Consider the following 22134-nt stretch of genomic DNA (forward strand, 5'->3'; position numbering starts at 1 on the left):
AAAATGCAACGCACCGGCGTGGGTTAGCTGCGAAGGCGCCAGCCGGTTTTGAAGATCCAGCCAATGACCGCCAGACACACCCCAGTAAAGGCTATGATGGCCAGCAAGCTCAGGGCAATGGGCACATCCGCAAGCCCGAAAAACGACCAGCGAAACCCCGAAATCAGATAGACGACCGGATTGAACAACGTGATCGTCTGCCACAGAGGCGGCAGCATCGAGATTGAATAAAACGTACCGCCAAGGAAGATAAGTGGCGTGACCACAAGCTGCGGCACCAATGACATCTGTTCAAAATTACTGGCCCATATCCCGATGATAAAACCCAGCAACGAGAAGCTGAGACATGACAGGATCAAGAACGCCGCCATGGCAAAGGGGTGTTCGATCCGTATGTCGACGAAAAAGGTCGACGTGGCCAGAATGACCAACCCCACAAACAGCGCTTTGGTGGCCGCCGCACCGACATACCCAATCACGATTTCGATAAAATTCACCGGCGCCGACAGCAGCTCGTAGATGGTGCCCAGAAACTTTGGGAAATAAATTCCGAAAGACGCGTTCGAGATCGACAGCATCACCACAGACAGCATGATCAGACCCGGCACGATGAACGCGCCGTAGGATACGCCCTCGACCTCTTGAATTCGACTGCCGATGGCGGTGCCAAACACCACGAAATACAGCGAAGTGGAAAGAACCGGTGACAGGAAGCTTTGCGCCAGGGTGCGAAAGAAGCGAGCCATTTCGAACCGGTAGATTGCAGCGATTGCGGTCCAGTTCATGCCGCCTCTCCGGATACCAGATTGACAAATATTTCTTCCAGGCTCGATTGCCGTGTCTGTACGTCGCGCAACACGAGTCCGGCCTGCGACACGTCATTCAACAGGGTCGTAATTCCTGTGCGATCCGCATGGGTATCGTATGTATAGATCAGGCTATCCCCCGCGCCATTGAGGGTCAAATTGTGGCTGGCCAAACCACCGGGAATCTTGGCGATTGGCTCGGTGAGCATGACGACAATCTGCTTTTTGCCCATCTGCGCCATAAGCGTGTCTTTGTCCTGCACCAAAAGCAACTCACCCTTGTCGATGACGCCGACGCGATCCGCGATGGCTTCTGCCTCTTCGATATAGTGGGTGGTCAGAATGATGGTGACACCGTCCCGTTTCAGCTCGGCCACGATTTCCCACATATCCTTGCGCAGCTCGACATCCACACCTGCCGTCGGTTCATCCAGAAACAAAACACGTGGTTCATGCGCCAGAGCCTTGGCGATCAGCACACGGCGTTTCATGCCGCCCGACAACTCCTTGATGGGGTTCTTGCGCTTGTCCAATAGCGAGAGCTTGCGCAGAATGTCCTCGATCCGGGCGTTGTCTTTGCCCAGCCCAAACAACCCGCGTGACAGCCGAACTGTGTTCCAGACCTTTTCAAACGGTTCCAGCGCGATCTCTTGCGGGACAAGCCCGATCATCCTGCGCGCTGCGCGATAGTCCGACTGAATGTCGTGCCCGCCGACTGAGACCGTGCCGGATGTTGGCGTGGTTATTCCACAGATCGTCGAGATCAGAGTGGTTTTTCCCGCCCCATTCGGCCCCAGAAGCGCAAGAATTTCGCCTTCTTCAATGTCCAGAGACACACCTTTCAGCGCCTCGAACCCGTCGGCGTAGGATTTGCGCAGATCTCTGATGGATAAAATGGTCGTCATATCCGCTCCCCGTTCTGGCCCAAACCCTATCGCCCCGAACACAGGGATAACAGGCCCATTCCGCACCATGTGATGAACAACTGCCAAAAGGAAGACCGCCCGCGCCAGCAATCATCCGGCTTGCAATCCCGACACCAGCCAGCAAACTCTGCCGGGAACGGAGGGCCCTGATGCTGAACGGAATACGTGTTGTCGAACTTGAAGGTCTGGGTCCCGGCCCGTTTGGAGCTATGTTTCTGGCAGATCTGGGCGCTGACGTGATAACAATCCATCGCAAAGGGGGCGCCGCGACACCGGGTATGCCGGAACGTTCCCTGCTGGATCGTGGCAAAAGATCCATCGCACTTGATCTGAAGAACGCCAATGATCTGGAGACCGCGCTTCGCCTGATCGACACAGCCGATGCGCTGATCGAAGGATTCCGTCCCGGTGTGATGGAAAAACTGGGGCTCGGGCCCGATGTCTGCCTGACCCGCAATCCAAAACTGGTCTACGGGCGCATGACGGGCTGGGGGCAGGATAGCCCGCTGGCCGACACGGCGGGGCATGACCTGAATTACATCGCCCTGTCCGGAGCGCTCTGGTATGCCTCACACCCCGGCCATGCACCGCAGACCCCGCCAACGTTGGTGGGTGATATCGGCGGTGGGGCCATGTATCTTGTGGCAGGCGTTCTGGCGGGACTGATCAATGCACAGCGCACTGGCACAGGTACTGTCGTTGACGCGGCAATCTATGACGGCTCGGCCCATATGATGAACCTGTTGATGACAATGCGCCAAACCGGCAACCTGTCTGAAACCCGGGGTCAAAGCCTGTTGGACGGTCCCCACTGGTGCAGCACCTACGCCTGCGCCTGCGGCGGCTACATTTCCGTGCAATGCCTCGAACCAAAATTCTACATGCAATTTCTGAACTTACTGGGCCTCACAAACGATACCGAGTTTCAGCGGCAATACGACCGTGATCTGTGGCCTTCGCTTTCACGCCGTCTAACCGACATCTTCGCCAGTCAACCGCGCGACCATTGGGAGGCCCTGTTTCGCGGAACAGATGCCTGCGTTGCTCCTGTTCTCAGCCCGGACGAAGCCCGCTCACACCCGATGAACCTCCGTCGCAACAGCTGGCAGGACATTGACGGTGCATTTCAGGCCGCCGCCGCCCCACGGTTTTCAGGCCATGACTGGACCCCGAAACCCAGCCCCATGCGCGGCGAGCATACTAAAGAGATCCTCGCAGAGCTCGACAGCCTGAGCTGATCCGCACTTCATCTGGCCCAAAATATCCCGGGGGATGAATTGGCCGCAGGCCAAGAAGGGGGCTGGCCCCCTTTAATCTGCTTAGCGCGCGCGCACCGTATCGATCATCAACTGAACATTCTCAGGATCGGCATCCGGCGTGATCCCATGACCCAGGTTGAAGATGTGCGGCCCCTTAGAGAACGCCTCGACAATCCGCCGCGTTTCGTCCACCAGAGCCTGCCCACCGGTCACCATATGCGACGAGGCCAGGTTTCCCTGTACACAACCCTCAATCTGTACATGTCTGGCGGCCCAATCGGGCGACACCGAGTTGTCCAGCGCGACGCAATCCACGCCAGTCGTCTTGGCAAATCCAATATACCCCTCCCCCGCCTCGCGCGGGAAACCAATCACCGGAATACCCGGGTGACGCTCCTTGATGGACTGCGTAATCACACGGCATGGTTCCACAGCGTATTTGCGAAACGCCTCACCTTTCAGGGAACCCGCCCAGCTGTCAAAAATCTTGACCACCTCAGCCCCGGCGTCGATCTGAGCCGACAGATACTCGATTGTTGCGGCCGTGATGCGATCCAGCAGCGCCTCGAATAAAACAGTATCGCTTTCTCGAAGAGCGTGAGCTGGTCCCTGATCGGGTGTTCCACGCCCGGCGATCATATAGGTCGCAACCGTCCATGGCGCGCCGGCGAACCCGATCAGCGTGGTCTCAGACGGCAATTCTCGCGACAGGATCCGAACCGTTTCATAAACGGGCGACAAAGTCTCATGAATTGCGTCAATCGGCTTCAACGCATCAAACTCCGCGTGCCGCGTGATGGTCGACAAACGTGGGCCTTCGCCGGTCACAAACCATAAATCCGCACCCAGCGCCTGCGGCACCAGCAGGATATCGGCAAACAGGATCGCAGCATCAAACCCATAGCGCCGGATTGGCTGCAATGTGACTTCGGCGGCCAGTTCCGGGTTATAGCATAAAGACAGAAAGTCCCCGGCCTGGGCACGGGTAGCCCGGTATTCCGGCAGATACCGGCCCGCCTGGCGCATCATCCAGATTGGCGGCACATCCTGTACTTCACCCGCCAGCGCCCGCAGCAGTTTCTTTGTCTCGGCCATTTTCGCCCCCAGTATTCCGGTTTTGGCAACGGGTCGTCCTTCGGCGGCAATTTGTCAAGCTCAGCCCCCATTGTCAGGGCAATGTGACGCGACTAAAGCTGTGCACATGACTTTGACCCTGCCCACCCCCGCATCGCCCCTCAGAATTGGCACCCGTGGTTCACCGCTGGCATTGGCTCAGGCCTATGAAACCCGCCAGCGCCTGAGCGATGCGTTTGATCTACCCGAAGCGGCCTTTGAAATCGTCGTGATCAAGACAACTGGCGATAATCGCGCTATGATCGACGCGGATCGTCCCCTGAAGGAAATCGGCAACAAGGGCCTGTTCACCAAGGAAATCGAAGAGGCGATGTTGCGCGCCGAAATCGATATCGCCGTGCATTCAACGAAAGACATGCCTGTTGAGCAGCCCGAAGGGCTGGTTCTGGACACATTCCTTCCGCGCGAGGATGTGCGTGACGCTTTCATCTCGCCGCGCCTTAACTCGATCCACGATCTGCCTGAAGGGGCCGTCGTGGGCACCTCGTCTTTGCGGCGCCGGGCACAGCTGCTGAGCCGGCGGCCGGACCTGAAAGTGGTCGAGTTTCGCGGGAACGTGCAGACGCGGCTGAAAAAGCTGGAAGCCGGTGTCGCGGATTGCACTTTTCTGGCCATGGCTGGCATTCGCCGTCTGGGCATGGACGAGATTCCAGCCAGCGCCATTTCTCCGGATGACATGCTGCCTGCGATTGCACAGGGTACCATTGGCATCGAACGGCGCAGCAACGACATGCGCGCGGCTGAAATGCTTGAAGCGATTCATCACGCGGAAACAGGATGGCGGCTGGCCGCTGAACGCACTCTGCTGGCCGCGCTGGACGGATCTTGCGAAACTCCGATCGCTGGTCTGGCAGAACTGGACGGAGACAACTTAAGGCTGCGCGGCGAAGTCCTGCGCCCAGATGGATCGGAAACCGTGAACAGAGATGTGACCGGTTCCGTCAAAGACGGGCCGGAAATGGCCCGCGCGATGGCGGCAGACCTGTTGGAACAGGCAGGTCCGGGTTTTTTCGATTGGAAAAATTCAAATTAATTTAAGGCAGTGTGAACTTGATCACTGTGACCGCCGAGATTCTCGGGCATTAAAGTGACATACCGATGAGGAAGTCGGGTCAGTCTCGAAAGTATCGAAAAGTTTTCAGATTGCCGGTGATTTAATCAGTATTCGAGGGGGCGAGGCTGACCCCCGACTTCCAAAGGTAGCGGGTCGCTGTTGAACTCAACAGCGACCCGTTTACGTTGTATACATCCAACCTTCAGGAAATCGCATCAACTGCGTGACGGACGGCGATGCGTGTCTGTTCCAGATCCGCATCGGTGATCGCCAGCGACGGATAAAGCTTGCCCGGAGACTTAAAGATTCCATGAGCGCGCAGCACCGCATTATAAGTGGCGTTACGCTGTGGATCATCATGGTTTGCGCTGCGATAGTCACGACATTCGGCGTTGGTGAAATAGATGTCAAACAAAGTCTCGTCACCGCATATCCGATGCGCAATACCCGCTTCATTCAAGGCGTCGGTCTGAATCTGCTGCAAGTGTTTTCCAATTGCGCGCAAACGCTCGTACGCGCTATCACGCCGCAGAATCTCCATCGTCTTAAGCCCTGCAACCGAGGCGACCGGATTCCCTGATAGGGTCCCCAACTGCATCAGCCAACCTTCTTCCCCGACCTTCGATTTATCGAAATGCTTCATGATCTCGACGCTGGCACCGAGCGCAGCCAGAGGGAAGCCACCGCCCGTGATCTTACCCAAAGTGCAGATATCCGGTGTGACCCCGTATCGTTCCTGCGCCCCGCCATAAGCCAGCCGGAATCCGGTGACGATCTCATCAAAGATCAGCAACACACCATGTTGATCACACAAGCCTCGAAGGCCTTGCAAATATCCCGGCATTGGCGGAACGATCCGTTGCAAAGGCTCGGCCATAATCGCGGCAACGTCGTCATTTTCCTCCAGCAAAGCAGCGACGGCTTCCAGATCGTTAAAGGGCGCGATCAGCATCTGCTCGGCCACGCTGTCGGGGATACCGGCGCTGTCGGGAACAGCCTGTGGGAAATTGACCCTGCAGCTTGGCGCAAGGCTCATCTGCGCCTCGGCGCTCATACCGTGGTAACCGCCTTCAAACTTCAGAATCTTGCTGCGCCCGGTATAAGCCCGCGCCAAGCGAATCGCATACATGTCGGCTTCGCCGCCTGACGCGACAAAGCGCACCTGCTCGCAGCAGGGAACGGCGTCTATAATGGCCTCGGCCAATTCGATGCCCTTGCTGTTGTTTGCAAAAAACGTCATCCCTTTTGGCAACTGTTCCAATACGGCTTCCATCACCTCGGGGTGGCCATGGCCCAGCAGCATCGGACCCGACCCTATCAGGTAATCGACATATTCGTTGCCGTCCTCGTCCCAGACACGGCTGCCTTCACCACGGGCGATGATGATGCCCGGATCGAAGTTGCCGAAACCGCCAGCTGGCAGAACCTCTTTTGCGCGTGCTATCCACTCGGACTGTGTCTGGATCTTCAGCATCTCAATCAATCTCCAAAATCGGGGTGCCAAGAATTTCGAGGTCAGGGGTCACACCTAATCCCGGACCTTCGGGCGGAGCAATCCGGCCGTTTTCACGGTTTGGTGCATCAGGACACAGACGCGGGGCCACGTACGACGACAAGTCACACGTGTTCATCAGGGAGCTCTTCGGCGTCGACGCCGCAAAGTGGAGTGAAGCCGCGGTAATAATATCAGACCCCCATGTGCATTCCGCGCAAATCTCGGCGCCCAGATGCACGGTCAGGTCCCGCACACGACGCATTGCCGACAATCCGCCGAATTTTGAAAGTTTAAGCGCCACCGCATCCATGCACCCGAGGTCATGCGCACGCATCAGCGAGGCAAGATCAAAGGCACTCTCGTCGATTTTCATCGGAAGACCGGTAGCCTGACGGACAGCGGCACAGTCCTCCAGCGTTTTGCAGGGCTGTTCCAACATCACGTCCAGATGTGCCACCGCACGCCCGGTACGGGTCGCCTGCAATCGCGATGCTCCACAATTCCAGTCACCGTAAACCAACGGCCCGGTTCCCACGGCTTCGCGTACTTTGATCAACCGTTCGGCATCCGCCTGCCAATCGCCCTCGACGCCCAGCTTGACCTGAAACTGGCGGATACCGGTTTGAAAAGCGGATTTGGCAATGCGCGCCATCTCGTCCGGTGCAATGCAAGTGATTGAATGATAGAGCGGCATATCCGCCTGCGCTCGCCCACCCAACACCGCATAAACCGGCATCCCTGCCGCCTGACCGAACAGGTCCCAAAACGCGATATCGACGATCGATTTCGCGTATTGATGCCCTTGCAGAAACCCGTCCAGCTTGCGCATGGGGGCGTCTGCACCAAATGGGGTAATCCTGAGGATTTCAGGCGCCATCTCAGCAATGGCACCCGGCACCCCATCCGCATAGGCCGGCAGGTAATGCGGGATCGGGCAAACCTCACCCCACCCCCTGTGACCGGTATCCGTTTCAAGGCTCAGGACATGGGATTTCACAGTGGCGCAGGTCTTGCCTTCAGCCATATGGTAGGTTTCGTGACTTGTCAGATCAACAGACCAGAGCGTTATCTTGTTGATTTTCATTCATATACCCCCACCGGATCGCCCAGCGCGCTTTCATCTGGGTGCACTCCAAGCCCCGGCATTTCGGGTAAATGCAGGTGACCATCAACATTCCGGGGCCCACGCCCCCCGGCAATATCGACCGTGATCATGTCCTGACAGGCCCATACGGCAAGGCAGTTTTCATCCGGGATGGTCGCGGCCAGATGCAATGCTTCGGTATCGGCTAGAACCGTACCGCCTGTGGCCATTACAAACATGTCTATCCCATGGGCCAGCGCGATATCCCGCAAGCGTGCAGCCTTGGTCAGCCCGCCGACGCGGTTCAACTTGATTCCGAAAATCTGAGCCAGACCATCGCGGGCGATACGGGCCGCATCCTGCAAAGTCACAAGGCTTTCGTCCACTGAAACGGGTGACGGGTGAAGCCCCGAGATTGCAGCAATGTCATCCAGCGTCTCACAAGGTTGTTCGAACATGACATTCAGGTCCGCGCAGGTGCTCATCACACGCAACGCTTGCTGACGCGTCCAGCCACGATTGACATCGTAAAGAACGATTTCCCCGGGTCGCCGAATACTCTCGACATCGCGAACACGCGCGATGTCCCGTTCAACGTCACCACCGATCTTCACGGAATGGGCGATGTAGCCCCGCTGGCGGTAACGCTCTATGACCGCGCGCGTTTCGTCTACAGTTTTCGCCCCGACCGAGGACGCAATCGGGCGCGGTGTCCGCGATCCACCCCCCATCAGATCGGCAATCGGCACGCCGGCCGCCTGACCCGCGATATCCCAGCAGGCCATATCAATTGGGCTTTTGGCGTAAAGGTGCCCGGGCAAGGCAAGATCCATCGCCCGTTCCACATCCAGAACCCGCCGCGGATCAAGGCCCAGAATGAACGGCGCCATCGTTTCAATCCCGGCGCGGATACCCGGACCATGCGCCGGCACATAGGTATGGCCCCATGGCGTCCCTTCACCCCAGCCAACAAACCCCGCATCGGTTTCGATTTTCACGACTGTCGCGTCAAGCGTTTCGAATTTCAGTCGCCCACCAGACAACCAATATGGATGCTCCAGTGGGAGGTCGATGTGATATACTGTGATAGCCTTGATCTTCATGCGATATCCATCCGGGGCAGATCACCCATGCCTTCACCGCGCCACAGAACATAAGTCAGGATCGGCTGATCTGTGGTGACCATGGCATGACTTTGCCGACTTGCGTGCAAGCGTGTTTGATTGGCACCAACATATGTTTCGTCCCCATCGACCTTGAACAACGCACCTCCGCCAAGAACGAGGTAGAGTTCTTCGGCCTGATGGCTGTGCCAATCGTAGTTCAGGCTAGCCCCCCAATACGCGATGTAGCCACGCAGCAGGGTCGAGTGAAAATGTCCGGTTGGACCGAACAGCTCATAATAGCCGTATCGGTTCAGGAAATCCGCACCAACTTCGTTTTCGGTGTAGGTGTGTTTCCAATGTGCCAGATGCGCAGTCGCTTTGACCGCCGCGATCAGGTCGCGGGTTGGCACGTCTTCAACTAGATCAAATGCTGCCACCAATCTCGTTGCGGGAATGGGTGCGGGATCCAACCCCGTCTGGCTCAGATCACCCGGCCATTGCGCGAACGCAGACAGATCAGGATGCGCATGGTGCATTTGCCGGGCAGCTTCGAGAACATCGTCCAGCTTCATGGCATCACCACGATGTTGCCAGTGTGCTCTTTGGCGATGAACGCGGCTTGTGCTTCTCGGAGCTCCTCCAGCGGGTATGTCGCGGCAAGCGCTGGCTTGATCTCACCAGCCTCGATGTATGTTACGAGGTTCTTCATGACCTGAGGGTCAATGACGGTCGAACCGGTGAAGGTCAGGTCGCGCAGGTAGAATGTACGCAGATCAAGTTCGACGATCGGACCTGCAATTGCGCCCGAACAGGTATAACGGCCACCCCGTTCCAATATGTCGATCAGGTTCGGCCAGTATGGCCCGCCTACGACATCAGCAACCACACTGATCTTTTCCGCGCTCAGCGCCTTGCGCAGGTTCGCAGGTGCGCGTGGCAGAATGACATCGGGGTCAAGTCTGGCCACGTCCGCGTGTTTGGATTCGGATGCCATCGCGATCACCCGTGCGCCGCGCCGTTTGGCCAGTTGCACAAGCGCGCCGCCCACACCGCCGGAAGCACCTGGAACCAAAACCGTATCCTCGCCGGTCACATTGGCACGGGTCAACATGCCTTCGGCGGTGGAGTAAGAGCAGGAAAAAGTTGCCAGTTCAGCATCCGTCAGGTCCGAGGTGATTGCCACAGCATTCACCGCCAGAGTTGTCGCGTATTCGGCAAAACCGCCATCCCGTTCCGAGCCGAAATAGCCAGTCTTGTCCATATTGTCGGGTTCCACCGGATCGCGCAACCAGCCATCCGTGATGACACGCTCGCCGATACGCCCACGATCAACGCCTTCGCCGACGGCAACGATATATCCGCAGATATCGGCCCCTTGAATTCGCGGGAAGGTGATCGGATTACCGCCCCAGGTGGGATCATCTTCACCAACCTGTTCAAACGCGCCACCGGTTGTTGCGGCTGTGACCGTCTTGGAGTACCAACCCGACCGTGTGTTGACGTCCGTATTGTTCAGCCCACATGCCGCAACCTTGATCAGCACTTCGCCTTCCGCAGGTTCAGGGCGCGGCCAGTTATCGTGCCGAACTATCTGCTCTAACCCTCCGTGGCCCATCGTGACCATGGCTTTCATTGTGGCGGGCAGGCTCATCAGGCGGTCTCCACTAATGCGTCTGTGCGGGGCAGCAGGCTGTCGGGATCGTAGGCGGGCTCATCCAGTACTCGGGCCGGACGCGGCTTGCCGTGAATCACGACCTCCAATTCGGTTCCCGCTTTTGCTGCTTGGGGTTTGATGTATGCAAAGGCCAATATCTTACCGACCGTGTGGCCGAATGCGACCGAAGCCGTCGAGCCTATGACACGCCCGTCCAGCATCACCGCCTCGCCTCCATGGCCGTCAATTTCGCCATCCGGCTCGATTTGCAGATAGGCACATATCCATGGCAAATCGGTGTTCAACGTCTTGTCCTTGCCCAGGTAATCCTTGTCCGTACGGGCAAAGCGCAGCACGCCAGCCTCGGCCAGAGTGACCTCGTTGGTCAGCTCACCTGCCCCTTTGAAGCCCTTCTCCATCCGCATCACGTTCATGGCGAAACTGCCATAGTCCGCGATGCCGTACTCCTCGCCTGCAGCCCATAGCGCATTGTAGACATCAAGGCAGGCAGCGTTAGGCATATGCAGTTCCCAACCCAGTTCGCCCGCATAAGACATGCGAAACGCCCAGAGTTTATGACCGGCAATCGTGACCTCCTGCGCTGACAGCCAGCGGAAACCGGCATTGCTCAGATCGGTATCCGTACAGCGCGCCAGAACTTCGCGTGATCGGGGACCGTTCAGCGACAAGGCCGACCAATCAGAAGACAGCGCGGTGATTTGCACAACTTCACCCTTGCGCTGATGTGCCAGGTGATCAAGCAAGCGCTGTTCGAAGAACGCCGCACAGACCAGATAGAAGTGGTCTTCGGCGATGCGGACAATCGTAGTCTCCAACTCAATCCGGCCACGACGGTTCAACATATGGGTCAGCGTGATCGAGCCAACTTTTTGTGGCATCCTGTTAGCAGTCAACCGATCCAACAGGGTATAGGCATCGGGCCCCGATACTTCGACTTTGGTGAAGGCGGTGACATCCATGATGCCGACACGTTCGCGCACTGCCTTGACCTCGGCCGCGACCATGTCGTCGGCAGGGGTGCGGCGGAAGGAATAGTGATCGCGCTGTTCCACGCCGTCCCGGGCGAACCAGCGGGGGCGTTCGAAGCCATAGACCTCTTCATGTACCGCGCCTTTAGACTTCAGCAACTCAAACAGTGGCGACGGCTTGATCGGACGCCCTGCAAGCCGATTGAAGTGTGGAAACGGGATTTCGTGCCGCAAGCAGTAATCTTCTTCCGCCTTGATCACTTGCCAGTCTTTGGTGGCATAGCTGCCAAAGCGGCGCGGATCGAAATCCCGCATCGAGATATCGGCAGCCCCATGCACCATCCAGCGCGCCAGTTCTCGGGTCAGACCCGGGCCCCAGCCGATCCCGATCTGCGTCCCGCAACAGCACCAGTAATTCCGCACACCCGGCGCAGGACCGATCAGGGGGTTGCCGTCCGGCGGGTGCGAAATCGCCCCATGCACATCGCGCTGAATGCCCAGCTCGGCAAAGATCGGCATCCGGTTCAGGCTTTCCTCAAGCCATGGCATTACCCGGTCATAATCCGCGTCGAACAACCAGTTCTCATACTCCCAAGGGCAGTGATCATGCCAGACCGAGTTCGGATTCGCTTTCTCGTATATTCCGATCAGGCCACGCTTCTGCTCCATCCGGATATAACCCGAGACTTTGCGGTCATCGCGGATCACCGGCAGTTCTTTGTCCAGATTCTGGAATTCCGGCACCGGCTCGGTCACGAAATAATGGTGCGTCATTGACGTCATCGGCAGTTGCAGCCCGGACCATTCGCCCATCTGGCGCGCGTAGGTGCCGCCCGCGTTCACCACATGCTCGCAGCTGATGGCGCCCCGTTCGGTCTCAACAATCCATTCGCCGCTTGCGCCCTGCGTGATGTTCGTCGCCCGGCAGCTGCGGAAAATGCGCACGCCCTTCTGGCGTGCCCCGGCGGCCATCGCCATGGTCACGTTGGTCGGGTCCACATGGCCGTCATCGGGCGTGTGCAGCGCGCCCAGAACACCCTCGAGGTTATAAAACGGATGCAGTTCGGCCACCTTCTCGGGGCCGACAAGCTCGATATTGAAGCCCAGCGACCGACCAACCGACAAGGTGTGGCGCAGCCAGTCCATCTCATCCTCGGTATAAGCAAGGCGGAACGAGCCACAGCCATGCCACGTGACAGGCTGACCTGTCTCGGCCTCCAGCAGGCCGGAATACAAGCCGATGTTGTAATCGACGCATTTGCCCAGACCAAAGCTTGAGGTTGAATGCGTAATCTGCCCCGCCGCATGCCATGTACTGCCACTGGTCAGCTCGGCCTTTTCCAGCAGAACGGTCTCTTCGCCCCAGCCTTCATGGGCCAGATGGTAGGCCAGACCAACGCCCATGACGCCGCCTCCGACGATGACCACACGTGCGTGTGACGGCAGTTCATTCCCGGACATGATTTTTCCTCTTCCCGAGTCGCTTTTCTGCTCGACAGGCTAATTCCACATTTGTACCATCGTCAATCATGAATGAAACAAATGTATCATCAACTGTTCTGGACCGTCTGACCGAAGAGTGGGACGCCCTGACCCCTGAGGCGCAGAAAGCCGCGCGTTACGTTCTGGAAAACCCTACGGATGTAGGGGTTTCAACCGTGCGCGAAATCGCCGAGGCGGCAAAGGTCAAGCCCAACACATTCGTGCGCATGGCGCGGCAAGTGGGGTTTGAAGGGTACGAGGATTTTCGCGAACCCTTTCGTGACGCGATCCGAAAAGGGCGCGTGTCGTTTCCAGACCGCGCCAGATGGCTTCAGGACATCGGCAAATCCGGTGAATTGGGCGGGCTGTATGCCGATATGATCGGTGCCGCGATCCGGAATATCGAGGAAACATTTGCAGGGATCGACGCGACGCGCCTTAAATCTGCTGCCGAAGTCATCTGGAATTCTCGCCAGATTTTCACACTCGGCGTAGGCGTCAACAACTCCAACGCGCGCAACTTTACCTATCTGGCTTCGACCGGGATGAAGCAGTTTCATGCAATCCCCCGCCCCGGTTCAACCCCGGTAGACGATCTGGCCTGGGCCGATGAGCAGGACGTGCTGATTGCGATCACCTGTCATCCCTACCGTACGGAAGTGATCGAGGCGGTCAAACTGGCACGTCAGCAGGGCCTGACTGTCATAGGTATCTCGGACAGTCCGGCCAGCCCTGTGATCCGGAACGCCCATCACGGGTTTGTCGTCGCAGCAGATACCCCGCAGTTTTTCCCGTCATCCGTTTCGACCATCGCGCTGCTGGAAACGCTGCTGTCTTTCGTGATCGCGGTATCCAGCGACGAGATCGTCGAACGAGTCGAACGTTTCCATCGTCGTCGCCATCAGCTTGGCATCTATGCGGAGGAACCCGAATGAACGTACCGCTGACCCACTCACTGGATGCGCGATATTATACCGACCCCGCCATTTTCGAGAAGGAGATGAAGGGGCTTTTGGCCCGAACATGGCAATTCGCAGGCCATGTCGTGCAGGTTCGGGAAACAGGGGATTACTTTGCTTTTGAGATCGCCGGGCAAAACCTGTTCTGCATTCGCGGGCGCGATGGCGAAATTCGCACTTTCTATAACGTCTGCCAGCACCGTGCGCATGAAATGGTCTCGGGCGCAGGAAACACCCGCGTCGTCGTCTGCCCTTACCACGCGTGGACCTACGAGTTGTCCGGCCAGCTGCGCGCAGGTCCAAATATCAAGTCCGTCCCCGGATTTGACCGCAGTGCAATCTGCCTGACGGCGGTCCGGACCGAAATCTTCAATGGATTCATCTTCGTCAATCTCGACGACAACGCAGCCCCGATGGATGACTGGTATCCCGGAGTGCAGCAGGAAATCCGTACATTTGTCCCGCATGTCGACGAGCTTGAGCCGCTGGAATGGGTTGAGATCCCCGAACACTGCAACTGGAAGGTCAGCGTCGAGAATTACTCGGAGTGTTATCACTGTCCGACCAACCACCCGACATTCGCTGCAGGTGTCGTCAAGCCCGAAACCTACGACATCCAACCCGATGCAGGCGGCGGTTTCGTGCTGCGCCACACGACCGAATGTCAGAGTCTCGACAAGATGACCTACCCTATCGACCTGTCAGTGCCTCATGCGGGCGATTACCAGTCTTGGTTCCTGTGGCCGATGTTTTCGTTCCAGTGCTATCCGGGCAATGTGCTGAACACATATCACTGGCGCGCAAGTGACACGGATCACTGCACCGTCTGGCGCGGTTGGTACACCGAAGGTGGTTCGGAAAGCGCGGTGATCAGGCAATTGGCCGTTCAGGACAGGGAAACAACGGTCGAAGAAGACATCCGGCTTGTGGAATCCGTGCATCGCGGCCTCAGATCCCGTGGTTACCGCCCCGGCCCGCTGGTGCTGGATCCGGGCTGCGGTGTGATGTCCGAACACTCAATCGCCAAGTTGCAACAATGGATGCGCGAGGCCGTGGAATGAAACCCACCCCAGGCAGACACAACCTGTTTGCCCTGCCCTTGAGCGGGTAGATCAACCACGCTGATCCCCAAGGAATGGCACCCTTGCGAAACCGACCGGTTCTTGCCCAAAGCACTTGGGTATATCGACATAGTGGACATGCCGGACCGGGTATACATGTACACCACCGGATGAAATCACACTACGATCCCGCATACAAACACCGCCTGACACGCTGTAAAATCGGAGACCCGCAATGGCCGACTTATTTGACGAAGACCTGTTCCTAAAAGGGTTGGAACAACGGAAGAATACACTGGGCGCAGAGTATGTGGAAAAGAACCTTGCAGCAGCTGACGATTTCACCCGCCCGTTTCAGGAAGCCATGACCGCCTGGTGCTGGGGTTTTGGCTGGGGGGATGATGTGATCGACGCAAAAACGCGGTCGATGATGAACCTGTCCATGATCGGCGCTTTGGGAAAGATGAATGAATGGGAAATCCACTGCCGGGGTGCCATCACCAACGGAGTGACCAAAGAAGAAATACGCGCCATCATCCACGTGGTCGGGATTTATTGCGGCGTTCCGCAGGCGTTGGAGTGTTTCCGCGTCGCCCGTAAAGTGCTGGAAGACAAATAGCCGCCATCACAGACCTGCTTCGGCCAACAGCCGTGCGCCTTCTTCATAGTATTTTCTGTTTTTGAAACAGCCAGGCCAGGCCCAGCGTTTGGCCGTAAAACCCGGTTGCAATTCCAGGATGCGACGGGCGTGCCGGCGTGCCAGTGACTGGTTGCCAGCGGCGGCAGACAACATGCATAACACGACCCGTGCGCGCACGCTGCCGGGGTCCACTCGTAAGACATTATGCGCGTGCTGCCATGCTGCCTTGTCTTCGGAGAGGGCAAGGGTCATGGACAGGTTGGCCTCGATCCAGATGGGCGGGTGCGGTGTTAACGCAAGGGCCTGCCGATACGTGGCTATTCCGTCCTCAAGCCGGTCATCATACATCAACAAAACACCATAGTAGCCCAGCAATTCGGGGCTGCTGTGGAACCGCTCAAGAACTTTGCGCATCAGCTGACAAGCTTCGGCAGTATGGCCAGCAACGTTGTGGGTAAACGCTTCGAGTGCGGCGCAATAAGGATCCGTAGGGTGTTTTTCACGCATGATGGCGCAGTCGGCCTCGACCAGTGCCAACATTTGTTCCGGTGAATCTTCCATGCCCAACCGGATCAGGTCCAGACGGCAGAATCCGACAGCGATCCGCGCAGGCAGATAGTCCGGATCGCGCTGCAAACAGACCTCATACTGGCGGATGGCACGAAACAGGCCGTCTTTGGTCGTAAGGCTTTCCTGAATGCGACCATTCTGAAATGCGGTCCAAACTTCGGTGGATGTGGCGCGTGCTGACCAGATATCGGACCAGTGACCATCCCGCAGCCGCAATTGAAGCGCTTCGACAACTTTCATTGCGATTTCTTCTACGGCGTCAAACGTATCCTTTTCCCGAAACCGGAAACGTTCGGTCCACAGGCACACCTGATCCGCGGTTGATGTTAATTGTGCCGCCACCCGCAGCCCTTCGGCCGCTACCACGCTGCCGCTTAGCATATAACCGTCGACAGGCCCTTCTTGCCTGCGCGCATCGCGCAATTCGATGACATCCGACAGGGTGCCCAACAGGAAAAGCAGCTCATCCCGTATCGACGCCGCTGCCACGTCGATGTTGTTATCGTCACCGATTACTTCAAACGGCTCGACTACAATTGCCGGTCTTTGGCGCCCCCAATGGGGTGGAAAGCGCGCGCCGACCGGAACGGGTACATTTTCGTCAAAACCAACATCCCAATACGCTTGCCGTTCAACGGCCAACCAGTCTTCAAACTCCGGATCTGCAACATCCAACCCTTCCAGAAGCTCGGCGCGATCGGGTTGAAGCGGTTCATCAAACAAATCGATTTCAAGCGCTTTCAGGTCGATGGAGACATTCTCGCGCCCGATGTCCAGAAACTCCAGCTTGAACCCGGCCAGATGCTTGGTCAGAACACTAAGTTCCTTGCGCAACGAAGCCGCACCCTGCGCGGGTGAGCTTTTGCTCCAAAGTTTGTCTTGCAGCCAAGCCCTGCTGCGAACAGCATTCTTAGACAACAACACCAAGGCGAGAAGCGCTTTCGCCTTGGTGCCGCGTGGTGTTGCATCCTGACCGTCGTCGCAAATCACCTGAAACGGACCGGTCAGGAATATCTTGGTTTTTGCCTTGCTCAAATAAACTCCTCAGGCAAGTTCAGATACTGCAATCAGGAACCACAGCCATATACAACAATGCCACCCATCGCTTCATAGGCCAGCTTACAGCACCAAGACTCGTGATCGGGATTTGGGTCTGGCTCTTTATCGCTCAGATCGGGGATGACGATATGAACCTTACCCTTGGAATCATAAACAATCTCCACCGCAGGATTACCGACATCAGCAAGGATTTCATTAATCTTTCGCTCAGCCGCGTCGCGACCCTCTTGTGACCCCAGCGCGTTGCTCCGGGCGGCGTTCAGAACTTCACAGCCAAGATCCTTAAGTGTGTATTTCGGATTAATAATCAAACGAGCCATACTAAAAGTCCTTTCTTAACAACCACAACCATTTGTATAACCCGTTGCATGCCTATCCGGAAACAAAAATGACCGACGCGCTGATTGAACTGGCCGAAAACACAGGGCTTATTTCCGGACCTTCTTTTGCTGAATTTCCTAAAATTGCTCCGATCCACACCGCCTTTCGCATGATCAATTTGCGAAACGGAACAGTGCCACCCGCTGGCGCAATGAAACATCGCGTGTCCTTTGGCGCAGCGCGTAACCGGAACGAAGCCGCCCGGCTTTCGGGTTTCGAAGCGATCGAACGTTATGCGCTGCAATACAGCGCGGATTCGCCCGAAACTCGCGAAAGCCTGATTTCATCGGATGGTGCCACGCATGTTCTGCCAAATGATGCCCTTGCTCTGGGTGCTCCGGGCAGCGACGGGCAGACCACGTCGAAGGGGGCCGCAGCGGGACCAACGCATGAAGCCGCTGCGCTGTGGGCCGCGCTTGAATGTCTGGAACACGCGCTCGGACCACGCGGGTTCGACCAGGTGTTGCCCGAAACAGCGCTGCCGCGCGATCTGACCCGCTGGCTGAACACCTACCTGCGTCATCTGAGCGTTCACGTTCGCATGGTTTCGGGCGTCGGCCTGCTACTGCGTGCGGTCTGCGCCGATGCGGATGGCGGGCGACCAACTTACGGAACGGCTTTTTCCACCGATCTGGCGACAGGTGTCTGGCACGCGGCATGCGAAGCGGTTGTCTCCTGGCGCAATATGGTGACGCTTGACCACACCGGCGTGACAGATGACACGATGAATGAGGAACAGGCGCGTTTGTTCCGACTGTATCGCGGCGCGCGAACCGATCGCCCGGCAACTCCGGCATCCTCTTTCGATGTGGATGCCTGGCAAAGCCCCGACCCGACGCTGATGACCGTATTGACAGCAACGGCCAACGCGGCCGGTCGTCCGATTGCCATATTCGATATGACCGCGCCGGAAATACCTTTGCCCGTTGTCAAAGCCGTGCCGGTTTGAAACGTCTGTCAGTGACTGAATTGGCAAGTTGGCGCCACGTTGCCCAAAACCTCAGTTTCGGTCCGGTCCGCAAATTCAGAAATCTGTTTGCATCGTTGGGTTTCCGGCAGTCCACAAACGATGTCGCTTGGATCAACTGGCGGGACCTCAACAAATTCGACCCTTGTGATTGCGCGCGGTTTGGCCGCTACAGTTATCAAGGGGCCAACCTCGATCAGGCTGGCAAGCGCATAACCCGACACAGGCCGTGCGGTTGACCCTGTTCCCAAGGTGATATCGTCCAGAAACCGCGGATCATCGTCACCCGGCCCAAACTCAAGGCGCATGGGCATCCCGGCTTCACCGCGCGGGTAGCGCACCCAATCTGCCGGCACATTCGCCGCATCCACGAACAGTTCGGACATGTGAAACGCCCGAATACAAAGCCCCAGAGGATTCGCGAACGCCATTGCGCGCCCTGTCGGTTTCGTCGTGCCCCTGGAGAAGGCCAGATCAAGGGCTTCACCCGCCAACCCAGATCCCGCATGGCGACAATACAGATCCAGTCGGTCGGCAAAATGTAACACCTCATCAAGTCGCGCAGGCCTTCTGTTATCACTGTGGCCGACAACATAGGGGAATGAGGAAAGATGCATTATGGCGATCAGGTCGCTCAGGCTGTTCGTCTCTCTGATCATGAACAGAGCATGTTCGATATTCAACGGATGCTCTGGTGGGTGGGCAAAATCTGTTCCCACCAGTCTTTTGTGAAAACGAGCGATGCGTTGAGGCACGTCCAATGCGCACCAGTCTGCTCGCGAAACCCCGAACAACTCTTCGCAGGAATATGAACATCTGGATACGGTTTCGACGACCAAAAGGAAGTGATTCAGATCGAACACTGCCATGGTTCTCCACCACTCCATCAGTTCAGTCGTGGCGACAAAGCGCTTCGGCCGCATTTTACCTTCGGAATCGGGCCGTAAAATCAGAGCATATTCCAGAAATTCATTGTGCAGCTCAGCCCTGCTTGCCCAACCCTGATCCGAAAGGCTGGCGGCCAACTCCTCGCCCAGACAATCCCGAGGCTCGCGCGGGTTGGCAGACCATTTAAACCCCGTCGATATCTGACCATCGACGATGTCGTCTGGGTCCATGACCAGGAACGGGCTCACTCCATTGCTATTGAAGACTCCTTCAATTCTCGAGTTCCAGTCCGACAGGGCAGCTTTACTCACGCCCCTATCGGCGCAACCTGGCGATTGAAAAACGGCCATCGAGGAACACCGATCTGTATCTGAAACGCAGGGCTGATCCGCCATCAATATTTGCCACGGCAGTTGCAGCCTGGTTCGAGAGATCATCATCGTTGACGGGCACGGAAGCATCATGAAAAATCTTCCTCCGAAAAAATCTGAAACCTCATCCGCCCCAACCTGCCTGCTCTGGCAGATGGCGGGTCCACCACAACTCAGGCGAACTATTGGCTACGTGGATTTCGCTGCCAGAAGACCGATTTCCCGAGATACTGAGATGATCGCCGTCAAAGGTCTCAAGCGACACTTTCGATGACGTCGGTGATTTTGCCATATGCTCTGCCAGTATTCCGACCGCGATACGCTCACCCATCCGGATACTGTCGAAATAATCGCTATAGAAATGGACCCCCGCCAAATTGCGCCCAAGTGCAATATTCGCAGCCAGCTTGTTCAACTCGCCATTCAGCGTCAGGCAGTCTGCACTGTCTTCCGGTCGGGTCGAGTCGATCAGGGTCTTACCCCCCACAGCTGGCACAAGGATCCGAGGCAGACCGGCCGAGGCCAAAGACACCCGTGATCCATCCAAAGCGTGGGTTCTGAAGAAAGCTTTGAGCACTGTGACGCATGCCCCGGCAACGGCACCATGAGCCGCCCCATAAGAAGGGTGCATTGGCGAGCCTTCGGGATAGGCAACCGGCAGCAGCAAGTTACGGTCATTTCGCGGCAAGCCTTTATGGGACATGGCGTTATGCGCAAACCGCTTCACCGAAGGTGAGGCGGCGATTGCATCCATAAGGCTGAAACCTTCGCTTGTCGCAGCTTCGAGTTTTCCCAGATGGGCCGCGGCAAAAGGCTCGGCCGCGCCAAGTGCCGTGCCGTAACCGTTCGCCATCAAACTCGTGATACTGCCCAGCTTTTCCGGTCGGGCACGATTGTGCACCTGAAAGGTCTGTCGTTTTACGGCCCGCAGGGCCCGCGCTCCGGTTTCCGTAAGCAGGGACAAAACATGCGCACCGCCCCAGGCAGAGCCTGGATCACGCACACCAGCAAATCCATCCGCGGGCAGACCTTCGTCTGTCGGCGTGCCCTGTCCTAGCATCAGCAGGCAGGCATTAAAAAAAGCCTGATAAATTCTGTCAAAATGCACGTAAGAGGCAAGGTCGCGCGGTGTTTCAATGAATTTCGATCCATCGCTCTCAAAGGCTTGTTCGGCCGTTGTGTCCGCCCCGTTCTGAACGTCCAGCCACTCAGCCCAATCCCGCAAGTAATCCACTCCCGCAGCCTGCGGCAGGATCTTCTGGTCGATCCTCAAAGCGCCGAAGGGAACCGCCCCGGCGGCCATTGCCTGAGTCAGCTTTTGCTTTTGTCGACGCGCTTGATCTGCTGTCAGTGGGTCGTGGCCTTGTACCAGGAACTGCGACAGATACGGCCCCTGCGCACAGCCCTGCGAGCAACCACGAAACAGGGTTTGAGGGGTCAGGCCGTCACCATCCCGAACCCGCCGCGCCGATGAAACCTTTCCAATCTCTGCGCGATCAGCGTCCCGAGGGCTGCCATCGCGCCGGAACCATTCCATCTGACCAAGGGCACCTACCACGTTGACCACATCACCGGCACCATCTCTGATGGCTTCAAATGACACATCCCGCAGATAGGACATCGCGTAGATCTCGGCCATCTCCGCCGCCAGCTCATCCGAGCCAAGCCGGGGCGCAGGGGCAATTCCCAAACCCCCGGCGTCACATCCGTTGAGACCAAGCCGATGGCCCAGGATTGGCCCTTCCCACGCACGCCACCTAAATTCACCGCCCTCTGATGGCGCGGTGCGGAAGGGCCCGGAATAGGCTGGCGTGTCGAACAACGCCAACCGATTGCCAAGATTGTCGGTGCAGGTCGGATCGGCCACTTCTTCCAGAAATTCGGCATAGACCTGCGCGTCGACAATTCCGTTTCCGTCATGACACAAACCCTTCGAGAAATTCGTGGGCCATGTTCCTTCAAAAAGGTCCGATTCGCCGTTGTGATCCTTGAAAACCTCCTGAGAGGAACGCGTCAACACACTCAAGTGGCGTCGACCCCGACCTACTTTTTGATTGGCTTCATCAGGGTTCTGCCATGGTTCAGACGGAACGGTATGTTGCGACATGATGTTCTCCTCATCAACAACAGAACGAATCGCATCACGGCGTTACCAGATCGTGACTTCAAAAAAGGGAATGTGTTTTCTACGCTTTTTCAATAAGTTGTCAGATTCTCGCTGGCGTGTGGAAGGCAGTCACGCAAAAAAT

19 protein-coding genes are annotated in these 22134 nt (G+C 57.3%); 6 read left to right on the forward strand and 13 right to left on the reverse strand.

Going from position 1 to position 22134, the window contains the following annotated elements:
* Positions 1-23: 23 nt before the first annotated feature.
* Both I9188_RS11840 and I9188_RS11845 read right to left on the reverse strand, forming a co-directional pair.
* Positions 24-785 carry an ABC transporter permease gene (locus I9188_RS11840; RefSeq protein WP_209506666.1) on the reverse strand — a complete coding sequence of 254 codons (762 nt, stop codon included), beginning with the start codon at positions 783-785 and terminating at the stop codon, positions 24-26.
* On the reverse strand, positions 782-1711 hold the full coding sequence (locus tag I9188_RS11845) for an ABC transporter ATP-binding protein (RefSeq protein ID WP_209506667.1): 930 nt from the start codon (positions 1709-1711) through the stop codon (positions 782-784). The genes I9188_RS11840 and I9188_RS11845 overlap by 4 nt, the downstream gene beginning before the upstream one ends.
* Before the next feature lie 170 nt (positions 1712-1881).
* Between I9188_RS11845 and I9188_RS11850 the strand changes: the two genes are divergently transcribed.
* Entirely contained in the window at positions 1882-2970 is a 1089-nt protein-coding gene (locus I9188_RS11850; protein ID WP_209506668.1) for a CaiB/BaiF CoA-transferase family protein, read from the forward strand.
* 81 nt (positions 2971-3051) lie between these two features.
* On the opposite strand, the gene hemE is transcribed toward I9188_RS11850, so the two are convergent.
* Positions 3052-4086, reverse strand: coding sequence for a uroporphyrinogen decarboxylase (hemE, locus tag I9188_RS11855; protein WP_209506669.1), 1035 nt, complete (start codon positions 4084-4086; stop codon positions 3052-3054).
* A 106-nt stretch (positions 4087-4192) separates the two neighbouring features.
* Between hemE and hemC the strand changes: the two genes are divergently transcribed.
* A complete protein-coding gene (hemC, locus tag I9188_RS11860; RefSeq protein ID WP_209506670.1) occupies positions 4193-5158 on the forward strand; it encodes a hydroxymethylbilane synthase in 966 nt (321 codons plus the stop codon).
* Between the two features lie 223 nt (positions 5159-5381).
* Here the strand turns inward: hemC and I9188_RS11865 are convergent, their stop codons facing one another.
* From I9188_RS11865 to I9188_RS11890, 6 genes are read right to left on the reverse strand one after another with little or no spacing between them, the layout of a single operon-like run.
* Positions 5382-6653: an aminotransferase class III-fold pyridoxal phosphate-dependent enzyme gene (locus I9188_RS11865; protein ID WP_209506671.1), complete on the reverse strand. Its 1272-nt coding sequence runs from the start codon at positions 6651-6653 to the stop codon at positions 5382-5384.
* A 1-nt stretch (position 6654) separates the two neighbouring features.
* Positions 6655-7758, reverse strand: coding sequence for a mandelate racemase/muconate lactonizing enzyme family protein (locus I9188_RS11870; RefSeq protein ID WP_209506672.1), 1104 nt, complete (start codon positions 7756-7758; stop codon positions 6655-6657).
* Entirely contained in the window at positions 7755-8861 is a 1107-nt protein-coding gene (locus I9188_RS11875; RefSeq protein ID WP_209506673.1) for an enolase C-terminal domain-like protein, read from the reverse strand. The genes I9188_RS11870 and I9188_RS11875 overlap by 4 nt, the downstream gene beginning before the upstream one ends.
* Positions 8858-9436, reverse strand: a complete 579-nt coding sequence (locus I9188_RS11880) for a dimethylsulfonioproprionate lyase family protein (RefSeq protein WP_209506674.1) — start codon at positions 9434-9436, stop codon at positions 8858-8860. The genes I9188_RS11875 and I9188_RS11880 overlap by 4 nt, the downstream gene beginning before the upstream one ends.
* Positions 9433-10515 carry an alcohol dehydrogenase family protein gene (locus I9188_RS11885; RefSeq protein ID WP_245220588.1) on the reverse strand — a complete coding sequence of 361 codons (1083 nt, stop codon included), beginning with the start codon at positions 10513-10515 and terminating at the stop codon, positions 9433-9435. The genes I9188_RS11880 and I9188_RS11885 overlap by 4 nt, the downstream gene beginning before the upstream one ends.
* A complete protein-coding gene (locus I9188_RS11890; protein ID WP_209506675.1) occupies positions 10515-12968 on the reverse strand; it encodes an FAD-dependent oxidoreductase in 2454 nt (817 codons plus the stop codon). The genes I9188_RS11885 and I9188_RS11890 overlap by 1 nt, the downstream gene beginning before the upstream one ends.
* 68 nt (positions 12969-13036) lie before the next feature.
* Between I9188_RS11890 and I9188_RS11895 the strand changes: the two genes are divergently transcribed.
* From I9188_RS11895 to I9188_RS11905, 3 genes are all read left to right on the forward strand, one after another.
* The gene (locus tag I9188_RS11895) at positions 13037-13924 is read left to right on the forward strand and encodes a MurR/RpiR family transcriptional regulator (protein ID WP_209506676.1); all 888 of its coding nucleotides are present in this window, start codon (positions 13037-13039) and stop codon (positions 13922-13924) included.
* Complete coding sequence (locus I9188_RS11900; RefSeq protein ID WP_209506677.1) at positions 13921-15009, forward strand: aromatic ring-hydroxylating dioxygenase subunit alpha; 1089 nt, start codon at positions 13921-13923, stop codon at positions 15007-15009. The genes I9188_RS11895 and I9188_RS11900 overlap by 4 nt, the downstream gene beginning before the upstream one ends.
* A gap of 235 nt (positions 15010-15244) precedes the next feature.
* Positions 15245-15628, forward strand: coding sequence for a carboxymuconolactone decarboxylase family protein (locus tag I9188_RS11905; RefSeq protein ID WP_209506678.1), 384 nt, complete (start codon positions 15245-15247; stop codon positions 15626-15628).
* Positions 15629-15634: 6 nt separating this feature from the next.
* Here I9188_RS11905 and I9188_RS11910 read toward each other — a convergent pair whose 3' ends face one another.
* Positions 15635-17254: a hypothetical protein gene (locus I9188_RS11910; RefSeq protein WP_209506679.1), complete on the reverse strand. Its 1620-nt coding sequence runs from the start codon at positions 17252-17254 to the stop codon at positions 15635-15637.
* A gap of 32 nt (positions 17255-17286) precedes the next feature.
* On the reverse strand, positions 17287-17598 hold the full coding sequence (locus I9188_RS11915; RefSeq protein WP_209506680.1) for a hypothetical protein: 312 nt from the start codon (positions 17596-17598) through the stop codon (positions 17287-17289).
* 68 nt (positions 17599-17666) lie between these two features.
* On the opposite strand from I9188_RS11915, the gene I9188_RS11920 reads away from it, so the two are divergent.
* Positions 17667-18608, forward strand: coding sequence for a YcaO-like family protein (locus I9188_RS11920; RefSeq protein WP_209506681.1), 942 nt, complete (start codon positions 17667-17669; stop codon positions 18606-18608).
* An 8-nt stretch (positions 18609-18616) separates the two neighbouring features.
* Here I9188_RS11920 and I9188_RS11925 read toward each other — a convergent pair whose 3' ends face one another.
* Entirely contained in the window at positions 18617-19762 is a 1146-nt protein-coding gene (locus tag I9188_RS11925; protein ID WP_209599620.1) for a hypothetical protein, read from the reverse strand.
* A gap of 247 nt (positions 19763-20009) precedes the next feature.
* Positions 20010-21992 (reverse strand): hypothetical protein, encoded by a 1983-nt coding sequence (locus tag I9188_RS11930; protein WP_209506683.1) that lies wholly within the window; start codon positions 21990-21992, stop codon positions 20010-20012.
* Positions 21993-22134: the final 142 nt, after the last annotated feature.

This window comes from Ruegeria sp. HKCCSA071 (assembly GCF_017872555.1).
In the GTDB taxonomy this organism is placed as follows: domain Bacteria; phylum Pseudomonadota; class Alphaproteobacteria; order Rhodobacterales; family Rhodobacteraceae; genus Ruegeria.